This is a genomic window from Kribbella jiaozuonensis (assembly GCF_005233875.1).
GTDB classification, from domain to species: domain Bacteria; phylum Actinomycetota; class Actinomycetes; order Propionibacteriales; family Kribbellaceae; genus Kribbella; species Kribbella jiaozuonensis.
In genome coordinates, this window is sequence record NZ_SZPZ01000002.1 from 1,549,038 (window position 1) to 1,572,523 (window position 23,486).

A 23,486-nucleotide genomic window follows, 5' to 3' on the forward strand; every position below is an offset into this window, starting at 1 on the left:
GCGCGCCGTGCCGCCCGGTCATTGTGGAGGTTACGTCACGAAATCACATCTTGCCTGGTCACCAGGGTCCTCCTGGTCACACCAGTCACATTAGTCACAACACGGTGTGACGGCTAACCACAGGTCAGTCGGCGAAGGCGGATCGCACCGCAAGCGCACGCTTCAGGTCGTCGGCGCTGTCGGCCACGGACCGCCGGATGCCGGCCGCGATCGACTCGTCGGCGATCAGGTCGGCGGCCCGGTCGACCACCCGCTGCTCGATCGTGTAGCGCGGGAACGCGAGCTTCGCGCTGGTCGCGACGACCCAGCCCGACCGCAGCTTCTCGGTGCCGGCGATCTCGGCGAAGTACCGGTCGACGTACGACGCGGTCAGCTCAGCCTGCGTCGGGTGCCAGAACCCTTCGGCCGCCGCGTACAGCTCGTAGTTCGGCAGGTCGGCGTCGGTGATGATCTGCGTCCATGCCCGCTCCTTCGCGGCCGCCGTCGGCAGCGCGGCCCGGCAGCGGGTCGCGTGCACGACGCCTTCGGACGATGGGTCGCGCTCGAGCTCGGCGTCGATCTCGGCCTCGCCGATCGCGCCGAGCCTGGCGAGCTGGAGCGTGACGATCCAGCGCAGGTCCGCGTCCATCGTCACGCCGTCCGGTACGCCTTCACCTGCCAGCCAGCCGTTCAACCGGTCGACATCATCGGTGAAGCGCGCGAATCCGCGGGCCACCGAGAGCTGCACGCTGCTTCCGGCTTCGACGGTCTCGAGCCGCGCCCGCAGTACGTCGGCCAGCCGGCTGCGGTACGGCTCGTACGGCAGGTAGACGCCGAGGACCAGCCCGTTCGCCCAGTTGAGCATCGTGCCGACCGCGATGTCGCTGGTCTCGGTCGGCAGCAGGCCGAGGACGACGTCGAACCCGACCTTCGGGTCGAGCTCCGCGTCGGCGACCGCGTCCCGGATGCTGTTCAGTACGACGGCCCGCGTCACGCCGTTCTCGATCTTCGGCAGCACCGCCGCCAGGTTCGCCAGGCTGTCGGCGTCGAGCCGGATCTTCGCCCAGCTGTCGTCACCCGCGTCCGGGATGATGACCGCGATCGACGGGTCGAGGTCGACGTCCACCTCGTCGCCGTCGATCAGTACCTCGACCGTCGTACCGCGGCCGTCGGCGTCGTACCCACCGACGGTCAGCTTGTGCGGTCGTGAAGCCGGGTACGCCTCCGGCGCCTTGCGCCGCAGCTTGATACCGGTCTCGGTCCGCGTCGCGGTGATCGTGTCGACGCCGGGCGTCCGCAGCCAGGCCTGCGCCCAGTCGTCGAGGCCGACCGCGCCGGCCTCGGTCCACTTCCCGAGCAGGTCGGCGAAGGTCGCGTTGCTGAACTCGTGCGCTGCGATGTGCGCGTTGACGCCGGCCAGGAACACGTCGTCACCGAGGTACGCCGCGAGCTGCTTGAGGACCGCCGCGCCCTTCGCGTAGGAGATGCCGTCGAAGTCGTCGAGCGAGGCGAGCGCGTCCTTGACCGCGTCGGCGGCGACCGGGTGCGTCGAGGAACGCTGGTCGGCCTGCAGACCCCACCACTTGCGGATGTAGGCGAAGTCGATCCAGTTGTCGGTGTACCGGGTGGCCGCGGTCGAGACCCGGTGCGCCATGTACTCGGCGAACGACTCGTTCAGCCAGAGGTCGTTCCACCACTTCATCGTCACGGTGTCGCCGAACCACTGGTGCGCCATCTCGTGCACGATGGTCCGGGCGCGCTGGCTGCGCTCGCCGTCGGTGACCGCGGACCGGAACACCATCGAGTCGCGGAAGGTCACGCAGCCCGGGTTCTCCATCGCGCCCGCGTTGAACTCCGGCACGAACGCCTGGTGGTATTCGCCCAACGGGTACCGGTAGCCGAACATCCGGTGGTACTCGTCGAACGACTGCTTGGTCACCTCGAAGATGTCGGCCGCCTCGCGATCCAGCGCTTCCTTCAGCGACTGCCGCGACACCACGCTCAGATTGATCCCGTCGTGCTCGTCGGTGAGCTGGTGGTACGGCCCGGCCACGACGGTGACGAAGTACGTCGAGAGCGGCTTGGTCTCGGCGAGCTCCCAGCGACCGGGGGACATCTGGGTCGCGGCGCCGTTGCCGAGCACGAGCCACTCCTCGGGGGCCGTGACCTTGAGACGGTACGGCGCCTTCAGGTCGGGCTGGTCGAAGCACGCGAAGATCCGCGGGGCCGCGTCGAGGAACGACATCGCGTACGTGTAGGCGAGACCGTCGGCGGCGTCGACCGCGCGGTGCAGGCCCTCGCCGTCGTGCGAGTACAGCATCGAGGCGACGACGACCAGCTCGTTGTCCGGCTGCAGGTCGGTCAGGTCGAGCCGTCCGTCGTTGAGACCGGCCACGTCGACGGCCGTGCCGTTGAGCGTGACCGAGGTCAGCTCGTCCGGCCTCACGTCGAGCCAGGTCGACGGACCCGTCGCCCGGAACCTGATCGTGGTGGTGGACCCGAACGTCCGCTCGCCCCGGGTGAGGTCGAGATCGACGTCGTACGACTGGACGGAAAGCGCGGCGGCCCGAGTGCGGGCGCCGTCGACGGTGAGACTCGGCATGAGGGCCACTGTATGCCGAGATTAGGCTGAGCACATGAGCGATATGGAGTACCGGCAGCTCGGTGACTCGGGTCTGACTGTGAGCGTCGTTGGACTGGGGTGCAACAACTTCGGCAGGCGGCTGGATGCCGGCCGTACCGACGCGGTGGTGAACGCCGCGGTCGACGCGGGGATCACGTTGTTCGACACCGCGGACATCTACCGCGGCGAGCACGGGTTCAGCGAGGAACTGCTCGGGAAGGCGCTCGGTGCGCGCCGCGACGAGGTCGTGATCGCGACCAAGTTCGGCGGTGACCTGGGCGGCGTGAACGGCCCGGACTGGGGTGTCCGCGGCTCCCGCCGGTACATCCGCAAGGCGGTGGAGTCGAGCCTGCAGCGGCTCGGCACCGACTGGATCGATCTCTACCAGCTGCACTTCCCGGACCCGGTCACGCCGATCGAGGAGACCTTGGCGGCGCTGTCCGAGTTGGTTGCCGAGGGCAAGGTCCGGTACATCGGCAGCTCGCAGTTCGCCGGCTGGCAGGTGATCGACGCCGACTGGACCGCGCGGTCGAACGGGCTCGAGCACTTCATCAGCGCCCAGAACCAGTACTCGCTGCTCGACCGGGACGTCGAGGACGAATTGGTGCCGGCCTGCGAGCACGTCGGGGTCGGCATCCTGCCGTTCTTCCCGCTCGCCTCCGGTCTGCTCACCGGCAAGTACAAGCGCGGCGCGACTGCGCCGGACGGCAGTCGCCTCGCGACCCAGCCCGAGCGGCTGGCGCGGGCCGATTTCGACAAGATAGAGGCGCTGGAGACGTTCGCGGCCGAGCGCGACCTGACGATGATCGACGTCGCGATCGGCGGTCTGGCCGCCCAGCCCGCGGTCGCCTCGGTCATCGCCGGCGCCACCAAGCCCGAGCAGATCGCGCAGAACGTCGCCGCCGGCACCTGGGACCCGACTGCCGAGGACCTGGCCGCGTTGGACGAGCTGACGTGACACTGATCCTCCTGCCGCCGTCCGAAGGCAAGACCGGACGGTCGCGCGGCCGTGCCGTCGACTTCGGCACGCTGTCGTTTCCGGAGCTCAACCCGGTCCGCGAGCAGGTGCTCGAGACACTGGCGAAGGTGTCGGCGTCGGCGGACGCGTTCGACGTACTGGATGTCGGCGCCTCGCTGCAGCACGAGGTCGACCGCAACACCCGCTGGCGCACCGAGCCGTCCGTGCCTGTCTCCGAGCTGTACTCCGGTGTCCTGTACGACGCCCTCGGCTACTCCACCTTGTCCGCGGGCACCAAGCGCCGCGCAGCCAATCGGCTGCTGGTCATCTCGGCCGCGTGGGGCGCACTGCGACCAGCCGACCGCGTCCCGCCGTACCGGCTGTCGATGGGTACGACGCTGCCGGGCCACGGGCCGCTCGCGTCGGTGTGGCGGGATCCGCTGAGTGTCGCGCTGGCCGACGTCGATGGCGTGATCGTGGACTGCCGCTCGTCGACGTACGTCGCGGCGTGGCGCCCGACCGGCGACCAGGCCGACAAGTGGGTGTCGGTGAACGTCGTCCGCGAGCGCGACGGCGTACGCACGGTCGTCTCGCACATGGCCAAGCACACCCGCGGTCTGGTCGCCCGGCACCTGCTCGAGTCCGGCAAGGACCCCGGTACGCCGAAGTCGCTGCACAAGCTGATCGCCGAACGCTGGAACGCCGAGCTGGACCGCGCGTCGTCGGGGTGGACGCTGACCGTCGTCGAACACGACTGACGTTCACTGGACTGTAACTGGTGAGTGGTTTCCTACAGCGCGTGATCGGGGAAGGCTGAGGGCAGCAACGTCAGGGGGGATCCGCCCTAACCCTCGGAGGCCTGACCGATGCGACGTTCGATCACTGCTGCCGTCACAGCACTAGCTGCGACCGCCGCCTTTACCCTCAGCGCCGGTCCGGCGCTGGCGTCACCGCCGACCCCGCCGTCGGCGAGCACTGCGGCCACCGAGTTGGCCGGCCTGACCGTGAAGACCGAAGGTTCGACGACCGGTTACAGCCGCGACAAGTTCCCGCACTGGATCACGCAGTCGGGTAGCTGTGACACCCGCGAAGAGGTGCTGAAGCGCGACGGGACCGGCGTGAAGGTCGACAGCAGCTGCCAGCCGACCGCCGGCAGCTGGTACAGCGTGTACGACAAGACGACGTTCACCGACTCGTCGGACGTCGACATCGACCACATCGTGCCGCTGGCCGAGGCGTGGAAGTCGGGTGCCAGCGGCTGGACGCAGGCCAAGCGACAGGAGTTCGCGAACAACCTGACGATCTCCCAGCTGATCGCGGTGTCCGCGTCGAGCAACCGCTCGAAGGGCGACCGGGACCCGTCCGAGTGGCAGCCGACGAACACCGCGGTGCACTGCATCTACGCGCGGTACTGGATCTGGGTGAAGTACACCTACAACCTGTCGCTGCAGTCGGCCGAGAAGACCGCTCTCCAGCAGATGCTCGGTACTTGCTAGTCCTCCAGTAGATGGCGGCGCTGGGCGTGGATACCGGCCTGGAACCGGGTCCGCGCGCCCAGCGTCTCCATCAGCTCGGCGACGCGCCGTCCGACGGTCCGGCTGCTCAACGCGAGCTGCCGCGCGATCGCGTCGTCCTTGAACCCGGCCGCCAGCAGAGTCATCAGCCGGGCATCGGTCGGGTCGGCCTTCGCTGACGGGACAACCGGCACGGCCTGGTCCCACAGCAGCCAGAACATCTCGATCAACGCGTCGAGCAACGCACACGGATGTACGACGAGCGCGCTGTCGACCAGCTGGTCCACAGCCAGCGGCAGCAGCGCGATCTTTCCGTCGAACACGGCCAGCTTCATCGGCACCTGCGGATGCACCCGGGACGTCTCACCCGCGTCGGCCGCGCTGAAGGCTTCGTCGACGCCACCCGGGATGTCCAGCGAGTCGGGGGAGTAGATGCCGTGGACAACGACTCCGTCGCCGAGCAGTCCGCGCACCTTCGGATCGGAGTCGCCGGGCTGCGAGGCGTACGGCGGCCGGTCGAGGACGAGGAGCTGGTTCCCGGTTCCGTTCAGCAGCTGGGAGAACCGGGCCGCGATCGCTTCCTGACCGACGATCACCTCGACCAGGTTCTCCGGGCGGTGCTGCTCCTGCGCGCGTAGCTCGGTCATCATGACGCGGGCCTCGGCACGGACCCGGTCGAGCTCAGCCCGTCGTACGGCGACCAACGCGTCGACCGCGACATCGGGACGCGTCGGCAGCAGGCGGACCGGGTCGTCGGAGGTGGTGGTCAGCAGGCCGAGCTTCTCGAGCCGGCCGACGGTCTCGGTGAGCTCGTGCTCGTCGCGGCCGAGTTGTTGGGCCAGCTCGCGGACATCGCAGCCGGGCGCCGACAGCAGCGCCCGATAGGCCTCCTCATCAGGCGGTTCCACCCCGACCGTCTCCAGCATCCGATCAGGCTATCTCGTCCACTGGACCAGCTCGACCGGTTTGGCGACTTCGCGACATGTCCGGGATACGTCAGGGCCCGGCCGGGTGCGGATACCCCCGCGGTGGGGTATGTCTGACGTGCTGGGCGCGCGCGGATCGGACAGGGGACGTCTGGTCAAGCCTCAACGCGCCCGCCCGCCCTTCTCAGTTGCCTCTCAGCTGCGATCATGGAACTTCCTGACGCACTGATGTGAGGGAGGCACGATGAGTGAGAAAGCTGCCGCCGCCGCACCGGGTACAGGGGAGCGCCCGGAGCTGAAGCGGGTGATGGGACCGGGGCTGCTACTGCTGTTCGTCGTCGGGGACATTCTCGGCACCGGCGTCTATGCACTGACCGGCAAGGTGGCCGGCGAGGTCGGCGGAGCGGTCTGGCTGCCGTTCCTGTGCGCGTTCATCGTCGCGATGCTGACCGCGACGAGTTACCTCGAGCTGGTCACGAAGTACCCGAAGGCCGGCGGTGCCGCGGTCTATACGCACAAGGCGTTCGGGATCCACTTCCTGACGTTCCTGCTGACGTTCGCCGTCATGTGTTCCGGCCTGACCTCGGCGTCGAGCGCGTCGAAGGCGTTCGCGGCGAACTTCTTCTCCGCCGCCCACATCGACCCGGACCGCGGGTCGGTGCTGATGATCACCGCGCTCGCCTTCATGACGCTGATCGCGCTGGTCAACCTGCGCGGCGTCGGCGAGAGCGTGAAGGCGAACGTCGTACTGACCTGTGTCGAGCTGAGCGGTCTGCTGATCGTGATCGGGATCGGCGCCTGGGCACTGATCGGCGGCGACGGCGATACCTCCCGGCTGACCGACTTCCACGTACCGGAGGGCGAGTCGCCGTTCAGTGCGGTGACCGCGGCGACCGCGCTGGCGTTCTTCGCGATGGTCGGGTTCGAGGACTCGGTGAACATGGCCGAGGAGACCAAGGACCCGGTCAAGATCTTCCCGAAGATCATGCTGATCGGCCTGTGCATCACCGGCGTCATCTACGTACTGGTCGCGATCTCCGCGGTCGCGCTGGTCTCGCCGGACGAGCTGAACAAGGGCGCGACGCCGCTGCTGAAGGTCGTGCAGGCCGGTGCGCCCGGGTTCCCGCTCGAGCTGTTCGCCTGGATCACGATGTTCGCGGTGGCCAACTCCGCGCTGATCAACATGCTGATGGCGAGCCGCCTGCTGTACGGGATGTCGCACGAGCAGGTGCTGCCCGGGCCGCTCGGCCGGGTCCTGCGCAAGCGGCGTACGCCGTACATCGCGATCCTGTTCACCACGCTGCTCGCGTTCGTCCTGATCGGGTACGCCGACCTCGCGGCGCTCGGCGGTACGACGGCGTTCCTGCTGCTGTGCGTGTTCGCGATCGTGAACGTCGCGGTGCTGGTGTTGAGACGGGACACGGTCGAGCACAAACACTTCCGGGCCCCGACCGCGCTGCCGGTGCTCGGCGTGGTCCTGTGCGTGTACCTCGCGAGCCCGTTGTCCGGGCGGGCGTCGGCCGACTACAAGATCGCCGGGTGGCTGATGCTCGTCGGGGTCGGGCTGTGGGCGCTCACCTGGCTGCTGAACAAGTACGTGTTCAAGCGGCACGCGGATTTCGATCCGTCGCATCTCGATCCGCAAGGTCCGGTGAACTGACGGGAAGAAAGGCCGCGAGCAGGACTGTCGCGAGGGCCGTGAGCCCGGTGGCGACGGCGATCCAGCCGAGTGCGGGGTAGCCCGCGCCGGCGTCGATCGCCAGGCCGCCGAGCCACGGCCCGACGGTGATGCCGACGTTGAAGGCGGAGAAGTTCGTCGCGGTGGCGAGCGTCGGTGCGTTGCCGGCGAGACTGAACACGCGGGCGTTCAGCGCGGGGTTGGCGGCGAAGCCGAAGCCGCCCAGCAGCGCGATGACTGCGATGGCCAGCGCCGGGTTGGACGCCGTGATGGCCAGTAGACCTGACAGGACTACCAGCCCGGTGATGCTGATGAACAAGGTATGGAACGGCAGCGCGTCGGCGAATCGGCCGCCGACCGTGATCCCGATGAACGACCCAAGACCGTAGAGAGCGAGTACGCCGGGCAGCACGCTCGCGGGGAGGCCGGTGGTCTGGGTGAGGAGCGGTGCCAGGTAGCTGAAGACCACCAAGATGGTCGCGGTGACCAGTGCTGTGGTGTCGAACGCGAGCCATAGGCGTGCGTTGATCAGCACTCGCAGCTCGTCGGCCAGGCGCGGTGCGGTCGCGGGATCCGGCCGGTCGCCGGGCACGGTGGCGAGTACGCCTGCCATCGCGAGTACACACAGCCCGGCGACGGTCCAGAAAGCGGAGCGCCAGCCGAGGTGTTGGCCCAGAACCGTTCCCAGTGGCAGTCCGACGATGGTTGCGATGGTGAGGCCGCCGGTGACCACGCTCATCGCCCGGGCTCGCATGGTGGACGGCACGAGCGCGACGACGGTCACGGCGGCAACCGACCAGAACCCGGCGTACACGAACGCGCCGACGACCCGGGTGATGAGGAGGACGGTGTAGTTCGGGGTGAGGGCGCCCGCGACATGCGTCAGCGCGAAGGCGGCCAGGAAGAGGAGCAACGCCGTACGGCGGGACCAGGTGAGCGTGACGACGGCGAGGACCGGTGCGCCGACCAGCATGCCGAGCGCGAACGCGGAGATCAGCAGTCCGGCCTGGGGGATCGAGACCTGCAGGCCGGTGGCGAGCTCGGGGAGCAGTCCGGCGAGCATCAGCTCGGACGTACCTTGCGCGAAAATGCTCAGGCCAAGGACATAGACAGCTATCGGCATCGTTCCCCCTCACTCGACGAGTGCCACTCGGAGTATCTCAGAGATCACTGTCCGCTGTCGCCGCGCCTGTCACGGGCTGAGACTTGGGCGAATACGGCATGGTTGAGACATGAGCTCGCAGACTCCGGCGAAACGCTCCGGACGGAGCGTGGACACTGCCAAGATCGGTGGCGGGCTGAAGCTGCTCGCCCTGCTGGTGGGGCTGATGTGGCTCAGCGAGGTCATCGACACCGCGACCCACGGGTCGCTCGATCAGTACGGGATCATCTCCCGCGAACCACGCGGTCTGATCGGCATCCTGACCGCGCCGTTCCTGCACCTCGGCTTCGGCCACCTGATCTCGAACACGCTGCCGCTGGTCACCCTCGGCGCGATCATCGCGATCAGCGGCGCGGCCCGGTTGTTCGCCGTGACCGCGATCGTGGTGGTGATCGGCGGCTTCGGGACCTGGCTGATCTCACCGCCGAACACGATCACGATCGGCGCGAGCGGGCTGGTCTTCGGCTATGCCTCGTACCTGATCCTGCGCGGGCTGTTCAACCGGCGGCTCGGTCAGGTGCTGATCGGGATCGTCGTGATCATGGTGTGGGGCAGCGCCCTGTTCGGCGGCCTGCTGCCACAGGACGGGATCTCGTGGCAGGGGCACCTGTTCGGCGGTATCGCCGGCGTGATTGCCGCCTGGGTGCTGTCGGACGACAAGAAGCGCGCTAAATAAGCGTGCTCGGGTCTGTGTTCGAGCCGCAGACCACGACGACGACCCGCTCGCCGGCAGCTGCTTTATAGGCGCCGGAGAGCAAGGCCGCGTACGCCGTTGCGCCACCGTGCTCGGTGGCCAGGTGATGGTCCTGCCAGAGCTGCTTGCGCGCGGCCGCGATCGCTTCGTCTTCGACGAGGACCGATTGCACACGATGGCTCTGCACTGCGCTGAAGGCGAGGTCACCCAGTCGGCGGGCGCCGAGGGAGTCGGCTGCAACGCCGGCGACTGGCCCGTCGGTGGGTTGGCCGGCTTGGAGGGCGCGGTGCATGGCGGAGGCGAGGACGGGCTCTACGCCGACTACCTGGGCGTTGTCTCCGATCGCGGTGGCGATGCCCGCGATCAGGCCGCCTCCGCCGACGGCGACGAGGACGGTGTCGAACATCCCTGCCTGTTCGAGGAGCTCGAGGCCGACCGTGCCCTGGCCTGCGACCACCTCCGGCTGGTCGTAGGCGTGGACGAGCAGCGCACCCGACTCGGTCTGTGCCGCGAGCGCCGCCTGGTACGCCTCGGCGTACTCGCTCCCGACCTGTACTACGTCCGCGTCGAGCGTCCGCAGCTTGTTGAGCTTCGCCGCCGGGGTCGTCTCCGGGACGAAGATCCGCGCCGGTACGCCGAGCTCCCGGGCCGCGTACGCCGCCGCGAGGCCGTGGTTGCCGCCCGACGCGGCGACGATGCCCTGACCGGTCAGTTCGCCGCTGTCCTTGGCGCTGAGCAGCCGGTTGAACGCGCCGCGCGGCTTGAACGAGCCGGTGTGCTGGAGCAGTTCGAGCTTGAACGTGAGGCCGGGCGCGACCTCGATCACCGGAGTACGGCGAACCCGCCCTGCGATCCGCTCTGCCGCCTGCCGCACGTCCTCGAGGCTTACCGTCATGGCTCAACCCTGCCACGATGGAGAACAGCCGACCGACGGAGGCCATCCACATGGGCGCGTACGACGAGAGCTACCGGCGGAGCCTGGACGACCCGCACGGGTTCTGGCTGGAGGCGGCCGAGGCGATCTCCTGGACGCGTCCACCGACCCGGGCGATCGACGCGACCGATGCCCCGATCTACCGCTGGTATCCCGACGGTGTGCTGAACACGTCGTACAACGCCCTGGACCGACACGTAGAAGCAGGCGACGGCGATCGCATCGCGCTGATCTACGACTCCCCGGTCACCGGCACGGGTCGCACGTACACCTACACGCAGCTCCGGGACGAGGTAGCCACCTTCGCGGGTGCTTTGCGCTCGCTCGGGGTCGAGAAGGGCGACCGGGTCATCGTCTACATGCCGATGGTCCCGGAAGCAGTAGTCGCGATGCTCGCCTGCGCCCGCCTCGGCGCGATCCACTCGGTGGTCTTCGGCGGCTTCGCCCCACGCGAACTGGCCGCCCGCATCGACGACGCCGAGCCGAAGGTGATCGTGGCGGCGTCCTGCGGGATCGAGCCGACCCGGATCGTCGAGTACAAGCCGATCATCGACGAGGCGCTGACAATCGCGCAGCACCAGCCCGAGCACACGATCGTCCTCCAACGCCCGCAGGCCCTCGCCCAGCTCGGGGACGACGATCTCGACTGGACCGAGCTGACAGCGAAGGCCGAGCCGGCCGACCCGATCCAGCTGGCCGCGACCGATCCGCTCTACATCCTCTACACCTCCGGTACGACGGGTAAGCCGAAGGGAGTCGTCCGCGACAACGGAGGCCATGCCGTTGCGCTCGCCTGGACCATGCGCAATGTGTACGACATCGGCCCGGGCGACGTCTGGTGGACCGCCTCCGACGTCGGCTGGGTCGTCGGCCACTCCTACATCGTCTACGCCCCGCTCCTCGTCGGCGCGACCACCGTGCTGTACGAAGGCAAGCCCGTCGGTACGCCGGATGCGGGCGCCTTCTGGCGGGTCATCTCCGAGCACGGCGTCAAGGCTCTCTTCACCGCGCCGACCGCGATCCGTGCGATCAAGAAGGTCGATCCGGAGGCGACCGAGCTGGCGAAGTACTCGCTGGGCACGTTCCGGACGTTGTTCCTGGCGGGGGAGCGGCTCGACCCGGAGACGTACCACTGGGCGCACGAGCATCTCGGCGTACCGGTCGTGGACCACTGGTGGCAGACCGAGACCGGCTGGGCGATCGCGGCCAATCCCCGCGGGCTCGAGCCGCTGCCGACCAAGCCGGGGTCGGCGACCGTGCCGATGCCGGGGTGGAACGTGCGGATCCTCGACGCGTACGGCAAGGAACTGCTGCCGCAGCAGGAAGGCGCGATCACGATCAAGCTGCCGTTGCCGCCCGGAGCGTTGCCGACGCTGTGGGGTGACGACCAGCGGTACATCGACAGCTACCTGAAGGAGTACGACGGGTACTACCTGACCGGCGACGGCGGGTTCATCGACGAGGACGGGTACATCTTCGTGATGGGCCGCACCGACGACGTGATCAACGTGGCCGGGCACCGGTTGTCGACCGGCTCGATCGAGGCCGTCGTCGCGGCGAACGCGGCCGTCGCGGAGTGCGCGGTGATCGGCGTACACGATCCGTTGAAGGGGCAGTTGCCGCGGGCGCTCGTCGTACTGAAGGCCGGCGCGACGGTGAGCGAGGAGACGCTGCGGGACGAACTGGTGGCCGCGGTACGGCGGGAGATCGGGCCGGTGGCGGCGTTCCGGGACGTGTCGATCGTGGACGCGCTGCCGAAAACCCGCTCGGGCAAGATCCTGCGCCGGACGATGCGCGGGATCGCGGACGGGCGGGACGAGCCGGTGCCGTCGACGATCGAGGATCCCGCCGTACTGGACGCTCTACGCCCGGTCCTCCGTGCGCAGGAAGGATAGGACAGCAGGGCTGGCCACTGACCGGAACTCGTGGAAGTAGGCGTGCCGAGCGCCCGCGATCAGCTCGGCACGCGCTCCGGGAATGCGGTCGGCCAGCAGTTGCGCGTTGGCGGCCGGGCTGAAGATGTCATCCGATCCGTGCAGGATCAAGGTCGGCGCCGTGATCTTTGGAAGGCCGTCCCACGCGTCGTGCTTGTTGCTGGCCACCAGATGCCTGCCCTTGGCGTACGACGGCATGCTCGTATCGCCCAGCACGTAATACGGGCCGGGGTTCTGCGCGATCCACGCCGGGGTGTACATCAGCTCGAGCAGCACCCGATCGGTCCGCGCCGGATCAGCCAGCGCCTTGCGGATCTCCTGACTGCGCTCGTAACCATGTGCCGCGCCCGGCGAGGTGCAGCCGAGGACGAGTGCGTTGACGCGCTCGGGGTGGTTGATCGCCAGCCACTGCGCGACCCGTCCGCCCATCGACGTCCCGTAGACGTGGGCGCTGTCGAGGCCCAGGTCATCGAGCACCGCGACTACATCGTCGGCGAAGCCGCGCGTGCTGTAGACCTCGTCGGGCTTGTCACTCTCGCCTGTCCCTCTCCAGTCCAGGGTGATCAGACGGTAGCCCTCGAAATCGGACAGGATCGGATCCCACCAGGTGTGATTGTTCGACTGCCCGGCGAGCAGCACAAGTGGTTGCCCCTCGCCCCGAACTTGGTAGGCGATCCGGGTCCCGTCAATGGTTGATGCGTGTGGCACAGAGATAGTCTGCGGGTATGCGAGTCGTCATTGCAGGTGGACACGGACAGATCGCGCTGCGGCTGACGAAGCTGCTGAGCGGTGACGGTCACGAGGTGGTCGGGCTGGTCCGCAACCCGGACCACGAGGCCGATATCGCGGCCGCCGGCGGGCAGGCCGCCGTACTCGACCTCGAGCAGGCCGATGCAAGTGCCGTCGCCAAGGTACTGGCCGGTGCGGACGTCGCGATCTTCTCGGCCGGTGCCGGGCCGGGCAGCGGGAACGCACGTAAGGACACGGTCGACCGCGGTGCGGCCGCCCTGTTCGCGGAGGCGGCCCAGCAGGCCGGCGTACGGCGTCATATCCAGGTCGGCTCTATGGGCGCGGACCGGGCCAACTCGCTGACCGACGACGAGACCTTCACGATCTACCTGAAGGCCAAGTGGGCGGCCGAGGAAGACCTGCGGTCCCGGGACCTGGACTGGACCGTCCTGCGGCCGGGCGGTCTGACCAACGACCCCGGCACCGGGAAGGTCTATCTCGCCGACAAGACCGGGAACGGCCGGGTCACCCGCGACGATGTCGCGCTGGTGCTGGCCGGCCTGTGTGACACCCCGGCCGCGATCGGCCGGACCCTGGAGCTCATCGCCGGAGAGACCCCGGTGAGTGAGGCACTCAACTCCCTCTGAAGTTGCCACAAGCAACAGAATGTGACGGATATGGCAGACACACTGCGCCAGGTGACCTTCGAGCGCGTCGCGAACAGCAGCTACGAGGTGCGTAACGCCCGGGGCGGCACGATCCGGGTCGGCTCCGGCGGCGCGGAAACCGACTTCACCCCGGTGGAGCTCCTGCTGGCCGCGATCGGGACCTGCTCGGCGATCGACGTCGACGTCGTCGTCAGCCGCCGCGCCGAGCCGACCGAGTTCAGCGCGGTCGTGCGCGGGGACAAGGTCCGGGACCCCGAGGAGGGCAACCGGATGGAGAACCTCGCGGTCGAGTTCGTCGTGCACTTCCCCGAGGGCGAGGACGGCGACAAGGCGCGCGAGGCGCTGCCGCGCGCGGTGAAGATGTCACACGACCGGCTCTGCACGGTCAGCCGTACGGTCGAGCTCGGTTCGCCGATCACCACGACCGTGAACGACTGAGGAGCTCGCGGAACGCCTGGTCAGATACATCTGTCGAGATGTATCTGAGTTGATGTAGGTTCCTGGCCGTGAACGGTGTGGAGCTCTTCCTGCTCGGGCGGGCGCTGATGAAGATCGGCGAGGACGCGTTGCCGGAGCCGCCGGACGGTGCCGCGAAGTACGCCGGGAGCGCGCGGATGGTGCTGATCGTCGCGAGCGATATCGCCGGGCACCCGGAGAGCGCGGTGGGGGAGATCGCCGCGCGCACCGGCCTGCCGCAGAGCCAGGTGTCGACGGCGATCGCGCGGCTGAAGGAAGCCGGGTCGGTCATCACCACCACTGACACGGCCGATCGCCGCCGCGCCTTGGTGAGTCAGGCGCCGGACGCCTCGGACCGGCTGGCCCAGGTCCGCGCGACCACGATCGAGCCCGCACTTGCCTCAGCCCTCGGCACGGAAGATCCCGCCCGCGTCGCCGAGGTCTCGCAGGCCCTGGAGCAACTCGCCCGCGAACTCCTCCCCAATCGGTCAGGCGGCTAGGAACTCGCTGGCTGGGCGGATGCGGGTCGTGAGCACGGCCTGGGTCTGGCGGCTGTCCAGCTGGATCTCCGACGGTTCACCGGGGATCGACGGGAGCGCTTCCGGGTTGAGGCCGTCGCGGATCGCGATGAGCTGGCCGAGCTCGAGCCGGCTGAGGGCCTCCGGACCGGCGACATGCGTGATGCCGTTGACGTCCGACACCAGCAGCTCGAGCAGCGCCGACGCGAGGTCGGCGACGTGGATCGGGCAGCGGATGTTGCCGGTGTAGAACGCACCGGGCTCGCCGGCGGTCAGCCGTCGTACCCGCTGCTCCTCTTCGGACCGGCCGTCCGAGCCGACGATGATCGACGTACGCGCGATGACCGCACCCGGCTTGATCGCGCTGATCGCCGTCTCCGCGGCCGCCTTCGCCGCGCCGTACGGCGTGATCGGGCACGGCCGCTCGTGCTCGTGGTACGCCGTCTTGCGCGGACCGAAGACCGCATCGCTCGACACGAACACCAGCCGCGCCTCATCCGCAGCCAGCGCGACGTTGACCGCGCCGATCGCCGTCGTCGCCCAGTCGTCCTGCCGGTAGGCGGTGTGGATGATGCCGTCCGGGCGGACGCTGCGGATCACGTCCCGCACCTGGTCCCGCCGCCGTACGTCGAGCTGCACTCCGCCCGGCACCCGCTCCGAGTGGTACGTCGGCACGACGTCATGCTCGGCAGAGCGCAGGAGTTGTCGCCCCAGGAGACCAGTGGCCCCAGTGACGAGCAACCTCACCCCACAACTCTATGCCGCTCCAGCCGCCACCCGGCAGTCCGCGTGGCGCGTTTAACCTCCCCGACAGACCGGATCTTCCTCGGCGTCATCCATGACTGCGACGGCTTGTGCAACATCCACCCGTCGCCGACGGTCAGCGCCGCGTGCTGGACCCGCAACGCCGTGTCGCGCCAGACGAACACAGTGCCGGGTACGTCGTCGCGCCCGCCGCGCTCGGTGTGATTCGCAAGCCAGTCCTCGAACGGCTCCCGCAGCATCCACACGTTCTCCGCGCCCTCGACCCCGGACGCGGCCATCACCGTCCCGAAGCAGTTCGGTCCGCTCCCATCCGGAAACGTGCCCGCCAACTCCCGCACTCGCTCAAACTGCCGCGGCCAGGTGCGGACCTCCGCATGCCGACTCGGTCCAAGGTCCTCACTCACGATCTCCAGGAGAACCGCCTTCGGATCGGTGAGCAGCGACTTCCACCAGACGAAACGGTGCCCGTCAGCCTGCTGCTTGAGCTCCGGCCCGAGGATCGGCGACCACCGCCGCACGCTGGGGACTGCGCCTCGCCCGTAGGTGAACTGCGCACGCACCAGCCGCGCACGATCCGCCCGAGGCAACTCCTGGAACTGCCCGGCGCCCAACCAGGCGGTTCGAGCCGCCTGGCGGTCGACGTTGTAGATCAGGTAGGTGTCACGGTCCTGCGGCGTCGGCTCGCGATCGTCCGGGTCGAGCTTCCATTCGGTCGCCTGCTTCTTCGTGACGAAGAACGGCTGCTCGTCGGGTGCGAGCCAGTCGACCCATCGCTCCAGCAGGTCGGGGGAGACGTCGATGCCCAGGACGGTCAGCACCGGGCCACGGTCTCATTCGCGGAGGGCGTCGGTCACCGGCTTTTCCGGTCCGCGGTAGCGCTGCGTCTGCGAATAGACCAGGTTGGTCGTCGTACTCCCGAAGTCGGTCAGCTCGTTGACAAGCTCCTCCAGGTGCGGCATCGAGGCCGCCGCGACCTTCAACGTGTAGCAGTCGTCGCCGGTGGTGCGCAGGCATTCGAGGATCTCGCGCCGATCGGCCAGCAGCCGGTGCAGTGGCTCGTGCTTGTTGCCCGGGTACTTCAGCCGGACGACCGCCAGCACCGGGTAGCCGACCTTGGTCAGGTCGACCTCGGCGCGGTAGCCGGTGATGACACCGATCGACTCCAGGCGGCGTACCCGCTCGGTGGTCGCCGATGCGCTCAGACTGACCCGCCGGCCGAGCTCGGTCAGCGAGATCCTCGCGTCCTCCTGCAGTTCGCTGAGGATCGCCCAGTCGGTCGAATCGAGAGTCTCGGTCACACGCCAAATCTACCGGCGATTCCCCGGCGAGATGCGTCGTACGCCGGGAGAAATCTCTTCAGAACCGACCAGCTGCCTGGATAGCCTGAGGGCGTGGAACTTGGAGTGAACGTGCCGAACTTCGGCCCGGGGACGAATCCGGCGCGCTTGCGGGACTGGGCGCGCGTGGTCGAAGGGCTCGGGTACGACCTGCTGATGGTGTCCGACCATGTGGTGATAACGCCGGATGTGGCTGAGCAGTACCCGGCGCCGTTCTACGAGCCGTTCACCACGCTGAGCTGGCTGGCCGGCATCACCGAGCGGGTCCGGCTCGGCACGACGGTGCTGATCGCGCCGTACCGGCATCCGTTGCTGGTGGCAAGGATGGCGGCGAACCTCAACGAGTTCAGCGGCGGCCGGCTGGTGCTCGGCGTCGGGGCCGGCTGGGCGCGGCAGGAGTTCGAGGCGCTCGGCGCTGAGCATGGTCGGCGTGGACGCGACACGGACGAACTGCTGGCCGAGCTCCGGCGCGCCTGGGCCGACACGGACGACTACGGCGCCGGCAACATCCCGATCTGGATCGGCGGCGCTAGCCCCGCGGCCCTCCGCCGTACCATACGGTTTGGTACGGCGTGGCATCCGCTGCGGCAACGCATCGATCAGATGCGCGACGGGCTCGATCGGCTGCGGACGATGGCGGCGTCGCTCGACCAGCCGGTTCCCGGGTTTGCACCGCGGATACTGCTCCGGCTGACGGACAAGCCCCTACCTGACGACGATCGCGTCGCAGGTGAAGGCACGGTGGAGCAGGTGGTCGAGGACCTCGACGTACTGCGGGAGCTCGGCGCGCAAAGCGTCGTACTCGATCCGTTCGAAGGTGACCCCGCCGAGACGGCCTGGCAGGCGCTCGCGACAACGAGAGAGTTTTGGAGACGACGTGACACCTGAAGCAGAAGGATTCCTGCGCCGCGCGATCGCATTGGCCGCGGCCGCGCGCGAGGGCGGCGACCCGCCGTTCGGCTCGCTGCTCGTCGGGGCGGACGGGACCGTGCTGGCCGAGGACCACAACACGACGATCACCGAAGGCAACATCAGCTTCCACCCGGAGCTGAAGCTCGCGGTCTGGGCCGCGCAGCACCTGTCGCCCGAGGACGCGGCCGGCACGACCATGTACACCAGCTGCCAGCCGTGCGGGATGTGCGCCGGTGCGCTCGCCCGCTCCGGGCTCGGCCGGGTGGTCTACGCGCTCTCCGGCGAGCAGCTCGACGGGCTGAAGTCCACCGGCAGCTTCCCCGCCGTACCGCAGGAAGGACCTGCGCTGTACGACGAGGCGCGCGCGCCGGTGGACGGGTACTACGTCTGAGCGACTACTTCACCGGGGTGAGGCAGAGCGTGTACTTCGTCGACCCCTGCTCGTAGACGTACGACGCCTCGGCGCCCTCGAACTGGTCGCACTGGCTGTCGTCGGTCGAGTCGTCGATCTTGCCGACGATCTTGTACTCGGCGTCGGACGAGGTGCAGTCGACGACCTTCACGTCCGGGCTGCTCGAGGTGCCGTTGTTGACCACGCACGCGCCGACGTTGGCCTTCGCCTCGGTCGAGTTCAGGTTCGCGAACACGATCAGCCCGATCACGACGACCGGCACCAGCAGCATCAGGATCGCCGGACGCTGGAACAGCGGCTTGCCCGGGTCCATCGGCCGGCCCGGACCCGGCTGCGGCTCCGGCAGGCTCTTGAACTTCTGCATCGGGCCGATGTTCAGCAGCATCGTGATCGGGTTGATGATCGACGAGCCGACACCCCACCAGCCCTGCCACAGGCTCTTCGAGGTCATGTCGCGCACCGACGCGATCCCGCAGGTCCGGCAGAACGGGCCTTGCAGCTTCAGGAACCGCATCAGGATGATCAGGCCCTGGTGACCGCGCACGGTCGCCTCGACCGCCGGGTAGCCACCACAGAACCGGCAGGTCATCTGGCCCTGCGGCGCGAACGACTGCTGAGCGCCCTGCTGCGGGAACGACTGGCCGAACTGCGGCTGCTGCTGGCCCGGGTACTGGCCCTGCGGGTACTGCCCCTGCTGCGGCGCCTGCTGGTAGGGCTGGCCGTGGAACTGCTGCTGCTGGCCTGGATACTGCTGCTGGCCCGGGTACTGACCAGACTGCTGCTGGGGCTGCTGCTGGTCGGGCTGCGTGTACTGCGGGAACTGCTGCGGCGGCGGACCGTAGCCGGCCGGCTGACCTGGGTACGGGTTCTGCGGCGGCTGGGGAGGGGATGTGGTCACGAATCGTTCCTGAGGCTTGGTCGGGACACGCTGAACCATGGCACCTTACTCACACCGATGGTCCATCCAGCCGTTCATATGCCACCATGCGCCGCATGCTCACCATCGGCCCGCTGACCTCTACCGACCGTGACACCTGGCAGGAACTGTTCGCCGGCTACAACGAGTTCTACGGGCGAACCATGCCGGACGAATTCTTCGACCAGGCGTGGACCAGATTCCAGCAGGACACCGAGATCCACGCGCTCGGCGCCCGGCTGGACGGACAGCTCGTCGGGATCACGCACTTCCTCACGCACGCGAGTACGACGGCACCGGACTCGTGCTACCTGCAAGACCTGTTCACCGCCCCCGAGGCACGCGGCAAGGGCGCGGCGCGGGCGCTGATCGCGGCAGTCACGGACTGGGCCCGCGAGCAAGGCTGCGGCCGGGTCTACTGGTCGACGCACGAGAGCAACGCGACCGCACGCCGGCTCTACGACCAGGTCGCCGAGAACCGCGGCTTCATCCTCTACCTGATCCCGCTGTAGCGGTCGGTCAGCTCGCGCCCGAGCCGCGCCAGTTCGGCCTGCACTGACGGCGGGTCGAGTACCTCGATCGACCCGCCCCAACCCGCTAGCTCCTGGGCGATCATCGGGGGAGTGGGCGCCGTGATCTTCAATCGGACCCGCTCGCCGTCCGTCCCGTCGACCGTGCAGTTGCGGCCGAGGCGGTCCTGCATAACCCAGACGTGCCGTTGGTCCATCAGAACGGTTGCCGTCAGCCCCGATCGCCGTTCCTCCATCCGCTCGACGATGTCGCCCCAGGCGGTCGACAGGTCGAAGCCGTCCGGTCGTTCGAACGTCTCGTCCGTCGTCTGGGCCGCCACCACGCGATCGATCCGGAACGTGCGCTGGCCCCGATCGGTCCAGGCGATCAGGTACCAGACGTCGTCCTTGTCGACGAGCCCGAGCGGATCGACGATGCGCTCGGACGGCTCGTGCCCGCGGCCCGAGTAGACGAGTCGCACCCGGTTCCGGCGTACGACGGCATCTTGGAGGCTGCTGACCAACTCCGGGCGCTCCTTCACGTGCGCGCCCCAGCGGGCCGGGTCGATCACGACTGCCTCGGCCGCGGCCTGGGCGTGCTCGCGGAAGGTGTCGGGCAGCGCGCGTACCAGCTTGCGCAGCGCCGCCTTCGCCTCCGGCGCGATCGACGCCGCAGGACCGACGAGCAGGAACAGCGCTTGTGCTTCCGTTGCCGTCAGTCCGCTCAGATCGGTCCGGGCACCGCCGACCAGTTGCCAGCCGCCGTTGCGGCCGGGCTGTGGATAAACCGGGATGCCGGCCGTCGACAACGCTTCTAGATCGCGTCGCGCGGTCGCGACCGAGATCTCCAGCTCCTGCGCGACGTCGGCCGCCGTCACGCGGCCGCGGGCCTGCATGAGCAACAACGCCGCCACCAACCGATCTGCCCGCACGGTTCGATCGTCGCAGACAAACTGCTCATCTCGTGAGCACTACTGTCTTTTTGTCGGCGGCGCCCGCTAGCCTCGGTTCCGGACGGACACCTTCCGGAATGGTGAGCGATGGCGTACGACGTGAGCCCGACAGCCCGGACCTTGATGGTCCTGGAGCTGATCCAGAACAGCCCCGGCATCACCGCCGACCAGCTCGGCGACAAGCTCGGCGTCTCCGAACGAGCCGCCCGCCGGTACGTCGCGATCCTGCGCGAGGCCGACATCCCGATCGAGTCCGTCCGCGGCCCGTACGGCGGTTACCGCGTCGGCCGCGGACTGCGCCTGCCGCCGCTGATGTTCAGCACGACCGAGGCGCTCGGCCTGGTGATGGCGGTGCTGGAAGGACCCCGCGGCACCGCGGACCCGGTCGAGAACGCGCTCGGCAAGATCATCCGCGTGCTGCCGGAGCAGATCGCCCGCTCGACGGACGCCGTCCGCCGGGTCAGCGCCCGCGGTCCCGATCCAGGCGTCCGTACGCCGGAGCCCGAGATCACGGCCGCGCTCGTGTCGTACAGCACGGAGTGCCGCCAGGTCCGGATCCTCTACCGCCGTCACCACGACGAATGGCCGATGGAGGTCGATCCCTGGGCAGTCGTCGTACGCCGAGGCCGCTGGTACCTGCTGTGCTGGTCGCACGCCAAGGACTCCCAACGCGTCCTCCGGGTGGACAAGGTCACCAAGGTCGAGCCGCTGACCCAGGACTTCACGCCACCACCCGACCTGGATCCGCTGGCCGCCGTCGAGGAGCACCTGGCGATGGGCTGGAAGTACCCCATCGAGGTCCTGATCGACGCCCCTCGCGCCGACGCCGCGTGCTGGATCCCACGCTCGATGGGCCGCCTGGAGCCGATCGACGAAACCCACACCCGCCTCCTGGCCAGCACCGACGAACCTGACTGGTACGCCGCCCACCTCACCGCGATCCAGGCCCCGTACCGCATCCTCGGCAGCCCCGAAATCCAGGCCGCCTCCCACGCCCTCGGTCAACGCCTGATCGCAGCAAGCACGCTGGAGGCCTGATGACCGAGGTCGAGTTCGCCGGGGAGATTTGGTACTGGCGGGGGCCGGCGCCGTGGTACTTCATCACGGTGCCGGACGAGGAGTGTGCGTACTTCGAGGCCGAGTCGAGCTTCGTCAGCTACGGGTGGGGAATGATCCCGGTCGTCGCGGAGATCGGCGGGACGGCGTGGGACACGTCGATGTTTCCGAAGGACGGGCGGTACCTGCTGCCGGTGAAGGCGTCGGTGCGGCGGGCCGAGGATCTCGACGACGGTGACGTGCCGACGGTGCGGTTGCGGCTGCGGACCTGAAACTGTCGGCGGGTGGGTCTAGCGTTTCGCCGTACATCCACGATGGGGAGGTAGGGCGCATGTCAACGCTGGCTGATCGGCCGAACACGGCCTTGTTGGTGGTCGACGTACAGAACGGTGTCGTCGCCGAGGCGCACGAGCGCGACCAGGTCGTCGCGAACATCAACACGCTCGTCGGCAAGGCCCGCGCGGGCGGGGTGCCGGTCGTGTGGGTCCAGCACTCGAGCGACAACCTCGTCAAGGACAGCGACCAGTGGCAGTTCGTCCCGGAGCTGTCCCGTGACGGCTCGGAGGCTCTTGTCCACAAGACGTTCCCCGATTCCTTCGAGGCCACCGACCTCGAAGACGTCCTGGCGCGCGCCGGCATCGGCCACCTGATCGTGAGCGGCGCCCAGACCGACGAGTGCATCCGCTCCACCATCCACGGCGCCATCACCCGCGGCTACGACGTCACGCTGGTAGGCGACGCCCACACCACCGAGAACCTCTCCGAGTACGGCGCTCCGACCCCTGACAAGGTCATCGCCCACACCAACCTCTACTGGCAGTACCACCGAGCCCCCGGCCGCACCGCCGCCGTACAGAACACCGACGAGGTCAGCTTCTGAGGTTGCTCAGTCGGTGATCGCGTCGAGGGTGGTGAGATCTTCGGGGGAGAGGGTGAGGTCGGCGGCCATCAGGTTCTCCTCGAGGTGTTGGCGACTTGAGGTGCCGGGGATGGTGAGGACGTGATGGCCCCGGCTGAGGGTCCACGCCAGGCGGATCTGTGCGGGCGTCGCGCCGTGGTGCGTCGCGATCTCCTGCACGGCCGCGGACGCGGGCACCCCGCCGGCCTCGCGTGACTCCGCCGTCAGGGTGAAGAACGGTACGAACGCGATCCCCAGCTCGCCGCACACCCCCAGGATCTCGTCATTCACCCGCCCGAATCCGACGCTGTACCTGTTCTGCACCGCAACCACCGGCGCAATCCCACGCGCCTCATGAAGCTGCTCCACCCGCACATTCGACACACCCAGCTGCCGAATCATCCCCTTCGCCTGCAGTTCAGCGAGTACGCCGAAATGCTCCGCGATCGACTTCACCCCGTGCAGCCGAAGATTGACGAGATCCAGCGTGTCCACCCCGAGCGCGCGCAGATCGCGCTCCACCAGCGCCGGCAACTCGTCCGGCCGCGCCAACCTGTCCTTCGTGGGTCCGACCTTCGTCGCGAGCACGAACTCCTCCGGGTACGGCGCGAGCGCGCGGCGGATCACGTCGTTCGCCCAGTCCAGGCTCTCGAACGACGTCTGTCCCACACCGCCGTGGCTCGGATAGAACGCCGCGGTGTCGATGTGGTTCACGCCCAGCTCGACCGCATGCCGCAGCAACGCCGCGGCCTGCTCCCGGACATCCGCTCCATCGCGGCCGGGTCCCGCGAGCCGCTTCGCGCCGAACCCGATCCGCCCTACCGAAACCTCCCCGAGCTGCCAGAATTCGGCGGACTTGCTTTCCGCAATTCCTGATGATACGTTTAATGGTAGAGACGTATTTACCTGTGAATTCTGCATTCGGCCAGGATAAATCCTCGAAGGACATTCGTCC

26 protein-coding genes are annotated in these 23,486 nt (G+C 68.5%); 15 read left to right on the forward strand and 11 right to left on the reverse strand.

Going from position 1 to position 23,486, the window contains the following annotated elements:
- Positions 1–124: 124 nt before the first annotated feature.
- The gene (gene pepN, locus FDA38_RS18960) at positions 125–2,581 is read right to left on the reverse strand and encodes an aminopeptidase N (protein WP_137255328.1); all 2,457 of its coding nucleotides are present in this window, start codon (positions 2,579–2,581) and stop codon (positions 125–127) included.
- Positions 2,582–2,615: 34 nt separating this feature from the next.
- Here pepN and FDA38_RS18965 point away from each other — a divergent pair, with 34 nt between their 5' ends.
- From FDA38_RS18965 to FDA38_RS18975, 3 genes are all read left to right on the forward strand, one after another.
- Positions 2,616–3,560: an aldo/keto reductase gene (locus FDA38_RS18965; RefSeq protein ID WP_202877723.1), complete on the forward strand. Its 945-nt coding sequence runs from the start codon at positions 2,616–2,618 to the stop codon at positions 3,558–3,560.
- The gene (locus FDA38_RS18970) at positions 3,557–4,318 is read left to right on the forward strand and encodes a YaaA family protein (protein WP_137255329.1); all 762 of its coding nucleotides are present in this window, start codon (positions 3,557–3,559) and stop codon (positions 4,316–4,318) included. The genes FDA38_RS18965 and FDA38_RS18970 overlap by 4 nt, the downstream gene beginning before the upstream one ends.
- 108 nt (positions 4,319–4,426) lie before the next feature.
- Positions 4,427–5,056, forward strand: coding sequence for an HNH endonuclease family protein (locus FDA38_RS18975; protein ID WP_137255330.1), 630 nt, complete (start codon positions 4,427–4,429; stop codon positions 5,054–5,056).
- Here the strand turns inward: FDA38_RS18975 and FDA38_RS18980 are convergent.
- A complete protein-coding gene (locus FDA38_RS18980) occupies positions 5,053–6,000 on the reverse strand; it encodes a LuxR C-terminal-related transcriptional regulator (RefSeq protein WP_137255331.1) in 948 nt (315 codons plus the stop codon). The two genes, FDA38_RS18975 and FDA38_RS18980, sit on opposite strands and share 4 nt — an antisense overlap.
- A gap of 244 nt (positions 6,001–6,244) precedes the next feature.
- On the opposite strand from FDA38_RS18980, the gene FDA38_RS18985 reads away from it, so the two are divergent.
- On the forward strand, positions 6,245–7,660 hold the full coding sequence (locus FDA38_RS18985) for an APC family permease (protein ID WP_137255332.1): 1,416 nt from the start codon (positions 6,245–6,247) through the stop codon (positions 7,658–7,660).
- Here FDA38_RS18985 and FDA38_RS18990 read toward each other — a convergent pair.
- Positions 7,602–8,801 carry a Cmx/CmrA family chloramphenicol efflux MFS transporter gene (locus tag FDA38_RS18990; RefSeq protein ID WP_137255333.1) on the reverse strand — a complete coding sequence of 400 codons (1,200 nt, stop codon included), beginning with the start codon at positions 8,799–8,801 and terminating at the stop codon, positions 7,602–7,604. The genes FDA38_RS18985 and FDA38_RS18990 overlap by 59 nt on opposite strands.
- Positions 8,802–8,910: 109 nt before the next feature.
- On the opposite strand from FDA38_RS18990, the gene FDA38_RS18995 reads away from it, so the two are divergent.
- Complete coding sequence (locus FDA38_RS18995; RefSeq protein ID WP_137255334.1) at positions 8,911–9,516, forward strand: rhomboid family intramembrane serine protease; 606 nt, start codon at positions 8,911–8,913, stop codon at positions 9,514–9,516.
- Here the strand turns inward: FDA38_RS18995 and FDA38_RS19000 are convergent.
- The gene (locus FDA38_RS19000) at positions 9,509–10,429 is read right to left on the reverse strand and encodes a threonine/serine dehydratase (RefSeq protein ID WP_137255335.1); all 921 of its coding nucleotides are present in this window, start codon (positions 10,427–10,429) and stop codon (positions 9,509–9,511) included. The two genes, FDA38_RS18995 and FDA38_RS19000, sit on opposite strands and share 8 nt — an antisense overlap.
- 17 nt (positions 10,430–10,446) lie before the next feature.
- On the opposite strand from FDA38_RS19000, the gene FDA38_RS19005 reads away from it, so the two are divergent.
- Complete coding sequence (locus FDA38_RS19005; RefSeq protein WP_137255336.1) at positions 10,447–12,363, forward strand: propionyl-CoA synthetase; 1,917 nt, start codon at positions 10,447–10,449, stop codon at positions 12,361–12,363.
- Here the strand turns inward: FDA38_RS19005 and FDA38_RS19010 are convergent.
- Complete coding sequence (locus FDA38_RS19010; protein WP_137255337.1) at positions 12,331–13,110, reverse strand: alpha/beta fold hydrolase; 780 nt, start codon at positions 13,108–13,110, stop codon at positions 12,331–12,333. The two genes, FDA38_RS19005 and FDA38_RS19010, sit on opposite strands and share 33 nt — an antisense overlap.
- Positions 13,111–13,127: 17 nt before the next feature.
- Between FDA38_RS19010 and FDA38_RS19015 the strand changes: the two genes are divergently transcribed.
- From FDA38_RS19015 to FDA38_RS19025, 3 genes are all read left to right on the forward strand, one after another.
- Complete coding sequence (locus FDA38_RS19015; protein ID WP_137255338.1) at positions 13,128–13,778, forward strand: SDR family oxidoreductase; 651 nt, start codon at positions 13,128–13,130, stop codon at positions 13,776–13,778.
- Positions 13,779–13,808: 30 nt separating this feature from the next.
- On the forward strand, positions 13,809–14,237 hold the full coding sequence (locus FDA38_RS19020) for an OsmC family protein (protein WP_137255339.1): 429 nt from the start codon (positions 13,809–13,811) through the stop codon (positions 14,235–14,237).
- Between the two features lie 68 nt (positions 14,238–14,305).
- Complete coding sequence (locus tag FDA38_RS19025; protein WP_137255340.1) at positions 14,306–14,755, forward strand: MarR family transcriptional regulator; 450 nt, start codon at positions 14,306–14,308, stop codon at positions 14,753–14,755.
- On the opposite strand, the gene FDA38_RS19030 is transcribed toward FDA38_RS19025, so the two are convergent.
- The 3 genes from FDA38_RS19030 to FDA38_RS19040 are packed head-to-tail and all read right to left on the reverse strand — an operon-like array spanning position 14,744 to position 16,836.
- The gene (locus tag FDA38_RS19030) at positions 14,744–15,520 is read right to left on the reverse strand and encodes an SDR family oxidoreductase (protein WP_137255341.1); all 777 of its coding nucleotides are present in this window, start codon (positions 15,518–15,520) and stop codon (positions 14,744–14,746) included. The two genes, FDA38_RS19025 and FDA38_RS19030, sit on opposite strands and share 12 nt — an antisense overlap.
- Positions 15,517–16,356, reverse strand: coding sequence for a hypothetical protein (locus tag FDA38_RS19035; protein WP_233714789.1), 840 nt, complete (start codon positions 16,354–16,356; stop codon positions 15,517–15,519). Before FDA38_RS19035 ends, FDA38_RS19030 begins: the two co-directional genes overlap by 4 nt.
- Positions 16,357–16,368: 12 nt before the next feature.
- Entirely contained in the window at positions 16,369–16,836 is a 468-nt protein-coding gene (locus FDA38_RS19040) for an Lrp/AsnC family transcriptional regulator (RefSeq protein WP_137255342.1), read from the reverse strand.
- A gap of 93 nt (positions 16,837–16,929) precedes the next feature.
- Between FDA38_RS19040 and FDA38_RS19045 the strand changes: the two genes are divergently transcribed.
- Together FDA38_RS19045 and FDA38_RS19050 are read left to right on the forward strand one after the other, a co-directional pair.
- Complete coding sequence (locus FDA38_RS19045; RefSeq protein ID WP_137255343.1) at positions 16,930–17,763, forward strand: LLM class flavin-dependent oxidoreductase; 834 nt, start codon at positions 16,930–16,932, stop codon at positions 17,761–17,763.
- Positions 17,753–18,178 (forward strand): nucleoside deaminase, encoded by a 426-nt coding sequence (locus tag FDA38_RS19050; RefSeq protein WP_137255344.1) that lies wholly within the window; start codon positions 17,753–17,755, stop codon positions 18,176–18,178. Before FDA38_RS19045 ends, FDA38_RS19050 begins: the two co-directional genes overlap by 11 nt.
- 4 nt (positions 18,179–18,182) lie before the next feature.
- Here the strand turns inward: FDA38_RS19050 and FDA38_RS19055 are convergent, their stop codons facing one another.
- Positions 18,183–19,097: an LppU/SCO3897 family protein gene (locus tag FDA38_RS19055; RefSeq protein WP_137255345.1), complete on the reverse strand. Its 915-nt coding sequence runs from the start codon at positions 19,095–19,097 to the stop codon at positions 18,183–18,185.
- A 95-nt stretch (positions 19,098–19,192) separates the two neighbouring features.
- Here FDA38_RS19055 and FDA38_RS19060 point away from each other — a divergent pair, with 95 nt between their 5' ends.
- Positions 19,193–19,627 (forward strand): GNAT family N-acetyltransferase, encoded by a 435-nt coding sequence (locus FDA38_RS19060; protein ID WP_137255346.1) that lies wholly within the window; start codon positions 19,193–19,195, stop codon positions 19,625–19,627.
- Here FDA38_RS19060 and FDA38_RS19065 read toward each other — a convergent pair.
- A complete protein-coding gene (locus tag FDA38_RS19065) occupies positions 19,609–20,556 on the reverse strand; it encodes a helix-turn-helix transcriptional regulator (RefSeq protein WP_137255347.1) in 948 nt (315 codons plus the stop codon). The two genes, FDA38_RS19060 and FDA38_RS19065, sit on opposite strands and share 19 nt — an antisense overlap.
- Before the next feature lie 108 nt (positions 20,557–20,664).
- On the opposite strand from FDA38_RS19065, the gene FDA38_RS19070 reads away from it, so the two are divergent.
- Genes FDA38_RS19070 through FDA38_RS19080 form a run of 3 tightly spaced genes read left to right on the forward strand, consistent with a single transcriptional unit; the run spans position 20,665 to position 22,513 of the window.
- Positions 20,665–21,615, forward strand: coding sequence for a helix-turn-helix transcriptional regulator (locus FDA38_RS19070; protein ID WP_137255348.1), 951 nt, complete (start codon positions 20,665–20,667; stop codon positions 21,613–21,615).
- Positions 21,615–21,905, forward strand: coding sequence for a DUF1905 domain-containing protein (locus FDA38_RS19075; RefSeq protein WP_137255349.1), 291 nt, complete (start codon positions 21,615–21,617; stop codon positions 21,903–21,905). Before FDA38_RS19070 ends, FDA38_RS19075 begins: the two co-directional genes overlap by 1 nt.
- 59 nt (positions 21,906–21,964) lie before the next feature.
- Positions 21,965–22,513, forward strand: a complete 549-nt coding sequence (locus tag FDA38_RS19080) for an isochorismatase family protein (RefSeq protein WP_137255350.1) — start codon at positions 21,965–21,967, stop codon at positions 22,511–22,513.
- Positions 22,514–22,519: 6 nt separating this feature from the next.
- On the opposite strand, the gene FDA38_RS19085 is transcribed toward FDA38_RS19080, so the two are convergent.
- Positions 22,520–23,452, reverse strand: a complete 933-nt coding sequence (locus tag FDA38_RS19085; RefSeq protein ID WP_137255351.1) for an aldo/keto reductase — start codon at positions 23,450–23,452, stop codon at positions 22,520–22,522.
- Between the last annotated feature and the right edge of the window lie 34 nt (positions 23,453–23,486).